The sequence below is a fragment of the Streptomyces sp. NPDC046712 genome (genome assembly GCF_040645695.1).
Classification (GTDB): Bacteria; Actinomycetota; Actinomycetes; order Streptomycetales; family Streptomycetaceae; genus Streptomyces.
This window is the reverse complement of record NZ_JBEYYW010000022.1, coordinates 124,789-137,358: the sequence shown is the minus strand read 5'-3', so window position 1 is coordinate 137,358 and position 12,570 is coordinate 124,789. Positions and strand designations below refer to the sequence as shown.

1 protein-coding gene and 2 pseudogenes are annotated in these 12,570 nt (G+C 71.2%); 2 read left to right on the top strand and 1 reads right to left on the bottom strand.

All coding sequences use genetic code 11. The features are described from left to right. Positions 1–19: 19 nt before the first annotated feature. Positions 20–94 (bottom strand): annotated as a pseudogene (locus ABZ939_RS26430) (ectoine synthase); the annotation flags it as partial. A 5-nt stretch (positions 95–99) separates the two neighbouring features. On the opposite strand from ABZ939_RS26430, the pseudogene ABZ939_RS26425 reads away from it, so the two are divergent. Together ABZ939_RS26425 and ABZ939_RS26420 are read left to right on the top strand one after the other, a co-directional pair. Continuing rightward, positions 100–1,284 (top strand): annotated as a pseudogene (locus ABZ939_RS26425) (methylaspartate mutase); the annotation flags it as partial. A 161-nt stretch (positions 1,285–1,445) separates the two neighbouring features. After that, a complete protein-coding gene (locus tag ABZ939_RS26420; RefSeq protein WP_361859976.1) occupies positions 1,446–12,557 on the top strand; it encodes a type I polyketide synthase in 11,112 nt (3,703 codons plus the stop codon). Positions 12,558–12,570 lie beyond the last annotated feature (13 nt).

Genomic DNA, 12,570 nt, shown 5'->3' with positions numbered 1-12,570 from the left:
CGTCAGTACGTCGGTCATGTCAGCCCTCCTCCGTGAGCAGCGGGTAGACCCCGTTCTCGTCGTGGTCCTCCCGGCCGGTGACCGGCGGGTTGAAGCAGCGACCCCGCGCACATGCGCCACGGCCTCGCCGCCACCAGGAACGCCCGCGCCACCACCGTGGGCACCCTCACCCTCGACAGCTACACGCGCGTCGGCGACATGGCGGCCGTCGACGAGGCGCTCCGACGGGGGACCGGCATCAACGGCTACCCCATCGTCAACCACAGCCCCGAGACCACCCGCGACGTACTCGCCGGGCTCTACGGGCCCGGCTTCCCCGTCCAGGTCCGGCACGGCTCCTCCAAGCCGTTCCACATCTTCGAGGCCCTCGTCCGGGCCGGCCTGAGCGCCACCGAGGGCGGCCCGGTCTCTTACTGCCTCCCGTACGGGCGGACACCGCTCGACCAGTCGGTACGCGCATGGGAACAGTCCACGCGCCTGTTCGCCGGACTGCGCGGACAGGACGTCGAACCGCACCTGGAGTCCTTCGGCGGCTGCATGCTCGGACAGCTCTGCCCCCCGAGCCTGCTGGTCGCCATCAGCGCCCTGGAAGCGCTCTTCTTCCACCGGCTCGGCATCCGCAGCATCTCCGTCAGCTACGCCCAGCAGACACACGCGGAGCAGGACGCCGAAGCGGTCGCCGCCCTGCGCGCCCTGTGCGCGCGCCTCCTGCCGGACACCCTGTGGCACGTGGTGATCTACACCTACATGGGGGTGTACCCGACCACCGAATCCGGCGCCTACCGACTGCTCGGCGAAGCGGCCAGGCTGGCCGCCACCACGGGCTCGGAACGCATCATCGTGAAGACCGTCGCCGAATCCCGCCGCATTCCCACCATCGAGGAGAATGTCGCGGCACTGGAATACGCGTCGGAAGCGGCTCGCCGCACATACCCGGCGCCGCCGGAAATCGGCGCGGATTCCCAGACGTACGTCGAAGCCGCCGCCCTCGTCGACGCCGTGCTGAATCTCCACGACGACCTCGGGCAGGGATTGCTGCTCGCCTTCAAACGGGGATACCTGGACGTCCCCTACTGCGTCCACCCCGACAACATGGGGCGGACCCGCAGCTTCATCGACAACAACGGGTGGCTGCGCTGGGCCACCACCGGCGCCCTGCCGATCGGCCGGGTCGTGGAAAGCCCCGGAAACCGGCGCGTCACCTCCGGTGAGCTGCTCGAGGCGCTCTCCTACGTCCAGCGCACTTTCGACGGCGATACCTACCGGAATCCGCTTCCCGCATAGGGGGGCCGTAGGGGGCCGTAGGGGTGTGACCCCACAGATCACCGTCATTAGGTTTGGGGCGTATTGCCGTCCGGGGTGTGAGCCTGAATCCGCCCTGAGTCTCAGGGCCTCTGCCCGATCTTCTGTCTGCCGGCAACTGAATGAATAGTGGAGTGCGCGGAATGAGCGAGTCCGAAAACTTGGTCACCGGGACGGGCAGCACCTCGGAGCAGGGAAACAGCGCGCTGGCCCGCCAACTGGCGGGCCGACGCCCCGCCGAGCAGCTGCGCGCCGCATTCGCCCTCGTCGAACAACAGGTCGTCGCGACGCTCCGGCACGCCGGAGCGGAAGTCCCCCGGACCATCGAGGAAAGCCGCCCCTTCCTGGAGTTCGGCTTCGACTCCCTCGCCGCCGTCGACCTCCACGCGCGGCTCGTCTCCGCCACCGGACTCGACCTGCCCGTCACCCTCGCCTACGACTACCCGACCCCCCTCGCCCTCGCCGGCCACCTGCGCGCCGCCGCCCTCGGCCTGGCCACCGAAGAGGTCACCGCCGAGCGCACCGGTGCCGACGACGACCCCATCGTGATCATCGGCATCGGCTGCCGCTTCCCCGGGGACGTCACGTCCCCCGAGAGCCTGTGGGACCTCGTACGGAACGAGGCGGAGGTGCTCTCCGAGTTCCCCCGCGACCGGGGCTGGGACGTGGACGGCATGTACGACCCGGATCCGGACGCGACCGGCAAGAGCTATGTACGCGAAGGAGGCTTCCTCTCCGAAGCCACCCTCTTCGACGCCGAGTTCTTCGGGATCAGCCCCCGCGAGGCGATCTCCATGGACCCCCAGCAGCGCCAGGTCCTGGAGACCGCCTGGGAGGCACTGGAACGCGCCGGTATCGCCCCGGACTCCCTGCGCGGAGGCCGCACCGGCGTCTTCGTCGGGGCCGAGGTCCACGACTACGGCGTCCGTATCCAGAACGCCCCCGAGGGGCTCGAGGGCTATCTGATGACCGGCAACACGCCGAGCGTCATCTCGGGCCGCCTCTCCTACCTCCTCGGCCTGGAGGGCCCGGCCGTCACCCTCGACACCGCGTGCTCGGGATCCCTCGTCGCCCTGCACCTCGCCGCCCACTCCCTGCGCCAGGGCGAGAGCTCCCTCGCCCTGGCCGGCGGCGTCACCGTCATGGGCAGCCCCGGCATGTTCGCCGCCTTCAGCCGGCAGCGCGGGCTCGCTCCCGACGGACGCTGCAAGCCCTTCGCCGCCGCCGCCGACGGCACCGGATTCGCCGAGGGCGTGGGCATGTTCGTCCTCGAACGGCTCTCCGACGCCCGCCGCAACAACCATCGCGTCCTCGCGGTCATCCGCTCCTCCGCGGTCAACCAGGACGGCGCGAGCAACGGCCTGACCGCGCCGAACGGCCCCTCGCAACAGCGGCTCATCCGCCAGGCCCTGGCCAACGCGGGCCTCGGTCCCGCCGACATCGACGCCATGGAGGCGCACGGCACCGGCACCACCCTCGGCGACCCCATCGAGGCCCAGGCCATCCTCGCCACCTACGGCCAGGACCGCCCCGCCGACCGCCCGCTGCTCCTCGGCTCCATCAAGTCCAACCTGGGCCACACCCAGGCCGCCGGCGGTGCCGCCAGCGTCATCAAGCTCATCATGGGCATGCGCCACGGAACCCTGGCCAAGACCCTCCATGTGGACGCCCCGACCCCGCACGTCGACTGGTCGGCCGGCCAGGTGAAGCTGCTCACCGAGGCCACGCCCTGGCAGCCGGCCGAGGGCCGGCCGCGCCGCGCGGCCGTGTCCGCGTTCGGCATCAGCGGAACCAACGCCCACCTCATCATCGAGGAGCCGCCGGCCCAGGAGGCCGAGAGCGAGGAAGAGACGGGCCCGGGAGCCGCGAAGGGAGCCCCCGCCGAGGCGAGGTTCCACGCCGAAGCCCCCGACACGCTCACCCCGTGGGTCGTCTCCGGCCGCGGCACCGAAGCCCTCCGCGCCCAGGCCGCCCGACTCGCCGCCTACGCCGCCGAGTCCGCCGAGTCGCCGGCCGCGATCGGCCACGCACTCGTCACCACGCGATCCCACCACGACGACCGCGCCGTCGTCCTCGCCACCGACCGCGACTCCTTCGTCGCGGGCCTCGGCGCGCTCGCCGAAGGCGTCACCGTCGGCTCCGTGGTCTCCGGCCGGGCCCAGGCAGGGCTGCTGGCCTTCCTCTTCACCGGCCAGGGCGCACAACGCCTCGCCATGGGCCGCGAACTGTACGACACCTTCCCGGTGTTCGCCGACGCGCTCGACGCCGCCGCGGATCTGCTCGACCTCCAGCTCGACACCCCCCTTCTCGACGTCCTGTTCGCCGAACCCGGCACCCCGGAAGCGGCACTCCTCGACCAGACGGCCTACACCCAGACCGCCCTCTTCGCCGTCGAAGTCGCCCTGTACCGGCTCGTCGAGTGCTTCGGCCTCCGCCCCGACTACCTCGCCGGCCACTCCGTGGGCGAGATCGCCGCCGCGCACGTCGCCGGCGTGTTCTCCCTCGAGGACGCCTGCCTCCTCGTCGCGGCACGCGGCCGACTCATGCAGGAACTGCCGGCCGGAGGCGTCATGGCCGCCGTCCGGGCGAGCGAGGCCGACGTCCTGCCCCTGCTCGCCGGCCGCGAGCACGAGGTGGGCATCGCCGCGGTCAACGGTCCCGCGTCCATCGTGCTCTCCGGCACGGAAAGCGCCGTGGCCGACCTCGTCGCCACCCTGGACACCCGCGGCATATCGGCGAAGCGCCTCACCGTGTCCCACGCGTTCCACTCTCCCCTCATGGAGCCGATGCTCGACGAGTTCCGGCGCATCGCGCGGGCCGTCCGCTTCCGGACACCCGAGACGCCCGTCGTCTCCAACGTCACCGGCGCCGTCGTGAACGGCGACGAACTCGGCGACCCGGAGTACTGGGTGCGCCACGTCCGTCAGGCGGTGCGTTACGCCGACGGCATCCGCGCCCTGGAGGACGCGGGCGTCACCACGTACCTCGAACTCGGCCCCGACGGCGTCCTGACCGCGATGGCCCAGCCGTGCCTCCAGGACCCGGACGCGGCGCACCTCGCCCCCGCCCTGCGCAAGGAACGCCCGGAGGTAGAGCAGCTGCTCACCGCCGTGGCCCAGGCGTACACCCGCGGGCACACGGTGGAGTGGGAGACGTTCTTCCCCGGCCAGGACGGGCAGAGCGCGGAACTGCCGACGTACGCTTTCCAGCGCCGCCGCTACTGGCTGGAGGCGACCAGCTCCACCACCGACCTCACCGCGGTCGGACAGCTCCCCGTCGACCACCCCTTGCTCGGCGCCGGCGTGCACCTCCCCGGCTCCGACGGCGTCGTCCTCACGGGCCGCCTCGACCTGAACACCAGCCCCTGGCTCGCCGACCACGCCATCCGCGGCCGGGTCCTGCTCCCCGGCACGGCCTTCGTCGAGATGGCGATCCGCGCCGGCGACCAGGTCGGTCACGAGTCCCTCGAGGAACTGACCCTCCACGCGCCGCTCGCCCTTCCCGAACACGGCGGCGTCGCCGTGCACGTCCTGGTCGGCCCGGCCGACGCGGCGGACCGCCGTGCGGTGTCGATCTACTCCCGCGCCGACGACGCCCCCGCCGACACCCCGTGGACCCGGCACGCCGAGGGCCTTCTGGCCGCCGCGGCGAACCCGCGAGAGACCGCGGACCTCACCGTCTGGCCGCCGCAGGACGCCACTCCCCTCGACGTCTCCGGCGCCTACGCCCGGATGGTCGACCAGGGCTACGACTACGGCCCGGTCTTCCAGGGTCTGCGCGCCGCCTGGCAGCGCGGCGGCGAGATCTTCGCCGAGATCGGCCTGCCGGACGGCGAACGGGCCACCGCCGCGGGCTTCGGCCTGCACCCGGCCCTGCTCGACGCCGCACTCCAGGCCGCCGACCTCCCGTTCCTGAACGCGGACGGGGGCGCGGACGGGGCCGGGGGCGCGGAAGTCGAAGGCGACGCCACGCTGCTGCCCTTCGCATGGAACGACGTCACCCTGCACGCGGTGGGCGCGGACGCGCTGCGCGTGCGGATCAACGTCACCAGCCGGGAGGAGTCCTCGCTGTTCCTCGCGGACGGCGCGGGCCAGCCTGTCATGTCGGTCGGCTCCATGGTGGCCCGACCCGTCAGCTCCGCCCAGTTGGAGACGACGAACGCGGGTACCGACCCCCTCTACGGCTTCACGTACAAGGAGCTGACGACCGACGGCGACACGGCGTCGGTCCAGGGCGAACGTTGGGTCGTTCTGGGCGGGGAGGACCGCGCCTGGGGTGATTTCGAGACGGCGGTCGAGCTGGATGCCGTGGTGGGTGCGGGTGCGGGTGTCGTGCTTGTGCCGGTGGGTGATGGGGATCTGCGGGGTGAGTTGTCGCGGGTTCTGGGTGTTCTGCAGGCGTGGTTGGGTGACGTTCGTTTCGAGGGTTCGCGGCTGGTTGTCGTTGCCGGGTCGGGTGCGGATGACCTGGTGAGTGGTGCGGTTGCGGGTCTGGTGCGTTCGGCGCAGGCGGAGAATCCGGATCGGATCGTGCTGGTGGACTGGGACGGTGCCGGCGCGTCGCTTCGTTCGCTGCCGGCGGCGGTGGCGTCGGGCGAGCCGGAGCTTGTGCTGCGTGAGGGCAAGGTGTTGGTGCCCAGGCTTGCTCGGTCGGCTGTCGGTGTGCGGGAGTCGTCGCTGGGTGGTTCGGGCACGGTTCTCGTGACTGGTGGTACGGGTGGACTGGGTGCGGTCCTTGCGCGGCATCTGGTCGCTGAGCACGACGTTCGGCATCTGCTGCTGGTCAGCCGTCGCGGGACCGGGGCTCCGGGTGCGGTGGAGCTGCGCGAGGAGCTGGCCGCGCTGGGTGCGGAGTCGGTGTCGATCGAGGCGGTCGACGTCGCCGACCGTGATGCGCTGGCGGCGGTGATTGGTCGGATTCCCGTCGAGCGTCCGTTGTCGGCGGTGATTCACACGGCTGGTGTGGTCGATGACGGGATCATCTCGTCGCTGACGCCTGAGCGGCTGGACGTTGTGCTGCGGCCGAAGGCGGATGCGGCGCGTCATCTGGATGAGTTGACGCGGGGCACGGATCTGCGGGCGTTCGTCCTGTTCTCGTCGATGGCCGGTGTACTCGACGGTGCGGGGCAGGGCAACTACGCGGCAGCGAACGGCTATCTGGACGCTCTGGCTCGTCGGCGTGCGGCCGACGGTCTGCCGGCGCTGTCCCTGGCGTGGGGTCTGTGGGACACCGCGACCGGCATGGGCGGCAACCTCAATCGCGCCGACATCGACCGGCTCAACTCCTCCGGCATGGTGGGCCTCAGCGCGGACGAGAGCCTCGCGCTGTTCGACGCCGCCCTCACGAGCGACGAGCCTGTCGCCGCGCCGATTCGTCTCAACCCGGCAGATCTGCGTGCCCGCGCCGACGGCGTGCCGGCCCTGCTGCGCGACCTGGTCCGTACACCCGGCCGACGCGCCGCCAAGAGCGGCGCTGCGACCCAGGCCGACACCCCGATCGCCCAGCGACTCGCCGGCCTGTCGGCGGACGAGCGCACCCGGACCCTGCTCGACCTGGTCCGTACCCATGTGGCTGCCGTCCTGCACCACGAGAGCGGTACGGCAATCGACCCCAAGCGGGCGTTCACCGAGATCGGCTTCGACTCGCTGTCCGCCGTCGACCTCCGCAACCGCCTCAACTCAGAGACGGGGCTGCGCCTGCCCGCCACGCTCGTCTTCGACTATCCGACGCCGCAGGCCCTCGCCGACCACATCAAGGAGACGGTGGTCGGAACCGACGCCCCCGTCGCCGAGACCCTGCCCACCGTCGCCCTCTCGGACGACGAGCCGATCGCGATCGTCGGTATGAGCTGCCGGTTCCCAGGTGATGTACGTACCCCTGAGGAGCTGTGGGACCTGCTGGCCGCCGGCGGCGACGGCATCACGCGCTTCCCGGAGAACCGTGGCTGGGACGTCCAGGGCCTCTACGACCCCGAGCCCGGCAAGCCCGGCAAGACCTACTCCGACGAGGGCGGTTTCCTGCACGACGCGGCCGACTTCGACGCCCAGTTCTTCGGGATCAGCCCCCGTGAGGCGATGGCGACGGACCCCCAGCAGCGGTTGCTGCTGGAGGCGTCGTGGGAGGCGATCGAGCGGGCGGGCATCGACCCGTCGTCGTTGAAGGGTTCGCAGACCGGTGTCTTCGCCGGCGTCATGTACCACGACTACGCCTCGCGACTCGGCGGCGCGGTTCCCGAGGACCTGGAGACCTACCTGGGGAACGGCAGTCTCGGCAGTGTGGTGTCGGGTCGTGTGGCGTATGCCCTGGGGCTCGAAGGTCCTGCAGTCTCTGTGGACACGGCGTGCTCGTCGTCTCTGGTCGCCCTGCACTGGGCCATCCAGGCCCTGCGTCGGGGCGAGTGCTCGCTCGCTCTGGCGGGCGGTGTGACGGTGATGGCGACGCCGGAGACCTTCGTGGACTTCAGCCGTCAGCGCGGTCTCGCCTCAGACGGTCGGTGCAAGGCGTTCGCGGACGCGGCTGATGGCACCGGTTGGGGCGAGGGTGTGGGCGTCCTGTTGGTCGAGCGTCTGTCGGACGCCCGGGCCAAGGGGCACCAGGTCCTGGCGGTGGTGCGTGGTTCGGCGGTGAATCAGGACGGTGCGAGCAACGGTCTGACGGCGCCGAACGGCCCGTCGCAGCAGCGCGTGATCCGCGCCGCCCTCGCCGACGCCGGGCTGTCCACCGGAGACGTCGACGCTGTCGAGGCGCACGGCACCGGTACCCGTCTCGGTGACCCGATCGAGGCGCAGGCGCTGCTCGCCACGTACGGCCAGGAGCGGGTTGAAGGCCGGCCGTTGTGGCTGGGTTCGATCAAGTCGAACCTGGGTCACACGCAGGCCGCAGCCGGTGTCGCGGGAGTCATCAAGATGGTTCAGGCGATGCGACACGGTGTCCTTCCCAAGACGCTGCATGTCGACGAGCCGTCGTCGCACGTGGACTGGTCGGCGGGCGAGGTTGAGCTGCTGACCGAGGCGCGTACCTGGGAGTCGGTGGACGGTGCTCCGCGTCGTGCGGGTGTGTCGTCGTTCGGCATCAGCGGCACCAACGCGCACGTCATCCTCGAGGAGGCCCCGGAGGTCCTGGAGGCCGAGCCCACGGTGGGTGCGGGGTGGCCGCACGGAGTACCCCTGCCGTGGGTGGTGTCCGGCAGCACCGCGACCGCTCTGCGCGCCCAGGCCGAGCAGCTCCGGGCTTTCGCCGCCGGGACGGCTCTGTCGCCGGTGGACATCGGCTACTCGCTCGCCACGTCGCGCGCGATCCTCGACCACCGCGCGCTTGTGCTCGGCTCCGGACTCGACGACCTGGTCAAGGGGCTGGCGGAGGTGGAGCCCGGTCGGCGGCTTGAGGGCCAGGTGGCCTTCTTGTTCACGGGGCAGGGGTCGCAGCGGGTGGGGATGGCGGCGGGTCTTGCCGCGGCTTTCCCGGTGTTCGCTGAGGCTTTGGACGAGGTGTGTGGGCTGCTGGACGCGCAAGGTGTGTTCGAGCGTCCGCTGCGTGAGGTGATCGCGGGGGAGGGCGCTGAGGGGCTGCTGAACCAGACTGTGTACACCCAGTCGGCACTCTTTGCTGTCGAGGTGGCGCTGTTCCGTCTGGTGGAGTCTCTCGGTGTTCGGCCTGACTATCTCGCCGGCCACTCGGTCGGTGAGATCGCCGCCGCGCACGTGGCCGGAGTGTTCTCCCTCGAAGACGCCTGCCGGATGGTGGTCGCACGCGGCCGTCTCATGCAGGCCCTACCGGCCGGTGGCGTCATGGTGGCCGTCCGGGCGAGCGAGGCCGACGTGCTACCCCTGCTCGCCGGGCGAGAGCACGAGGTGGGCATCGCGGCGGTCAACGGCCCGTCGTCCGTCGTCATCTCCGGCGCTGCAACCGCCGTGAACAAGGTGGTTGAGGTCCTGGATGACCGGGGAATCGCCGCGATCCCGTTGTCGGTGTCGCATGCGTTCCACTCGCCGTTGATGGATCCGATGCTGGAGGAGTTCGGGCAGGTCGTGCGGGGCCTGTCGTTCTCCGAGCCGCGTCTCGCAGTGGTCTCGAACGTGACCGGCCAGCTCGCTCAGGCATCGGATCTGACCGATCCCGAGTACTGGGTCCGGCACGTGCGCCAGGCGGTCCGCTTCGCCGACGGCATCCGCGCCCTCGAATCCGCCGGTGTCACCACGTATCTCGAACTCGGCCCGGACGGTGTCCTGTCGGCGATGGCCCACGGGTGCCTGGACAAGCCCGAGAACGCGGTCCTCACCCCGGTCCTTCGCCGCGACCGCGACGAACCCACCACCTTCCTCACCGCCCTCGGCGCGGTCTTCGAAGCCGGCGTCGACGTCGACTGGTCGGCACTCTTCACCGGTACGGGCGCCCGGCGCGTCGACATGCCCACCTACGCCTTCCAGCGCGAGCACTACTGGCTCGACGCGGTGGCCGCTGCCGGAGACGCCGTCTCGCTGGGGCAGGCGGCGACCGAGCATCCGTTCCTCGGTGCGGCCATCGAGCTGCCTGATTCCGCGGGCTATCTGCTCACCGGCCGCATCGGGCTCGACACGCAGCCCTGGCTCGCGGACCACACGGTGGCCGGTGCGGTACTGCTGCCCGGAACGGCGTTCGTCGACATGGCGATCCAGGCGGGCCGGCACAAGGGGCAGATCCACCTGGAGGAACTCACCCTCCAGTCGCCTCTGGTGCTCCCCGAGCGTGGCGGCTGCCAGATCCGCGTCACCGTGGGCGACCCCGACGAGGGGAACCGGTGGCCCTTCTCCATCTACTCCCGGGAAGAGGGCGCACCGCCCGAGCGCGCCTGGCTGCTGCACGCCACAGGCGCTCTCACCGATGCCGCCGCGCACGCTCCTGCTGGTCTGAGCGTGTGGCCCCCGAAGGGGGCGCTGCTCATCGACCTGGACGGCGTCTACGACGAACTGGCCGCGGCCGGCCTTGACTACGGTCCGGTCTTCCGAGGGCTGCGCGCCGCCTGGAAGCGGAACGGCGAGATCTTCGCCGAGGTCGCTCTGCCCGAAGAGACGCACGGGGCCGCGGCCATGTTCGCGCTGCACCCCGCGCTGCTGGACTCCGCGCTGCACGCCACGGAGCTGCTCGACAACTCCCGGCGCGGTACGGACGGGGCCTCACTGCCCTTCGCCTGGTCGAACGTGGCTCTTCACGCCCAGGGCGTGACCGCCCTTCGCGTGAAGGTCTCCTCAGCGGCCCCTGACGAGTCGTCCCTCGTCATCGCCGACAGTGCCGGCCTGCCGGTCATGTCGGTGGGTTCGATGGTGGCGCGCCCGCTCTCGCCCGCCCAGATCGAGGCGGCCAGGACGACGGAGAGCTCGGGTTCCCTGTACCGGACGGAATGGACCGAGGTCTCGGTCGACCCCGCCGCGATCCTGGAGGGCCGCTGGGCGCTGGTCGGCCCCGGTTCGTACGAGTGGGCGGCCGAGTGGGGCGTCGAGACTGCGGTCGAGCTGGATGCCGTGGTGGGTGCGGGTGTAGTGCTGGTGCCGGTGGGTGCTGGGGATCTGCGGGGTGAGTTGTCGCGGGTTCTGGGTGTTCTGCAGGCGTGGCTCGGCGACGAGCGGTTCGAGGGTTCGAAGCTCGTCGTGGTCACGGAGCCGGGTGTCGACGACCTGGTGAGTGGTGCGGTTGCGGGTCTGGTGCGTTCGGCGCAGGCGGAGAATCCGGATCGGATCGTGCTGCTGGAGTCGGACGGTGCGGACGTGTCGCTTCGTTCGCTGCCCGCGGCCGTGGCGTCGGGCGAGCCGGAACTCGCCCTTCGAGACGGCAAGGTGCTGGCTCCTCGTCTCGCCCATGCTTCCACGGGTCTGCGGGAGACGTCGCTCGGCGGTTCGGGCACGGTTCTCGTGACTGGTGGTACGGGTGGGCTGGGTGCGGTCCTTGCGCGGCATCTGGTCGCGGAGCACGACGTTCGGCATCTGCTGCTGGTGAGCCGTCGCGGGGTGGAGGCGCCGGGTGCGGTCGAGCTGCGCGAGGAACTGACGGCGCTGGGTGCGGAGTCGGTGTCGATCGAGGCGGTCGACGTCGCCGACCGGTCGGCGCTGGCTGAGGTGATTGGCCGGATTCCTGTCGAGCGTCCGCTGTCGGCGGTGATTCACACCGCGGGCATCGTCGACGACGGGATCATCTCCTCGCTCACGCCTGAGCGGATCGACGCCGTCCTTCGGCCGAAGGCCGATGCCGCACGTCATCTGCACGAACTGACCCACGACATGAACCTGCGGGCCTTCGTCCTGTTCTCCTCCATGGCCGGTGTCCTGGACGGTGCGGGGCAGGGCAACTACGCCGCCGCCAACGGCTATCTCGACGCTCTGGCTCGTCGCCGCGCGGCCGACGGCCTTCCGGCGCTCTCGCTCGCATGGGGTCTGTGGGCCACGACGACCGGCATGGGCGGCAACCTCACCCAGACCGACATCAACCGCATCAACGCCTCCGGCGTCGTCGGCCTGTCGGAGCGGGAGAGCCTCGCCCTCCTCGATACGGCCCTGACCGCCGACGCAACGGTTCTCATGCCCATTCGCCTCGACCCGGCAGGTCTTCGTGGCCGCGCCGGCGGCGTCCCCGCCATGCTGCGCGCCCTGGTCCCGTCGGACGAGGGCCGGGAAGTGCGCCGTACGCAGGACACGCGCGGGGCGGCCGTCGCCGCACCGGTGGACGAGAGCCTGGAGTCGCAGCTCGCCGGCCTGTCGGAGGACGAGCAGCTGCATCTGCTCCAGAACATGGTCTGCGCACACGTGGCCGCGGTGCTTGGCCACGTCTCCGCCGCGACGGTGGATCCGGCCAGGTCCTTCCAGGAGGTCGGCTTCGACTCGCTGACCGCGATCGAGCTGCGCAACCGGCTGAACAAGGCCACCGGGCAGCGGCTGCCGGCGACGCTGATCTTCGACTACCCGAGCCCGGTGGCGCTCTCCAAGTACCTGCTGGCCGAGCTGCTTCCCGGCATCCCCGAGGTGGACGGCACGGCCGCCGCCGCGGGCGCTCCGGTCGGCGGGGTCGACGAGGACGCGTTCCGCAGGGCGCTCGACGCCCTCACCCTCGCGCGTGTCAGCGAGGCAGGACTGCTCGACTCCCTGCTCGCGCTCGCGGCGTCGGGGCAGGTCCCGCGGCCGCAGGACGGCGAGGCTCCGCAGGCGCAGGCGGACCAGAGCGAAACGATCATGGCGATGGACGTCGAGGCCCTGCTGGCCGAGGCGGCCCGGCGCAGCGATTCCGAATGACCGAGGAAGGCGT

Excerpts from the sequence above, each read along its gene's own strand:
- ABZ939_RS26420 (WP_361859976.1), top strand. The coding sequence starts at position 1,446 with ATGAGCGAGTCCGAAAACTTGGTCACCGGGACGGGCAGCACCTCGGAG.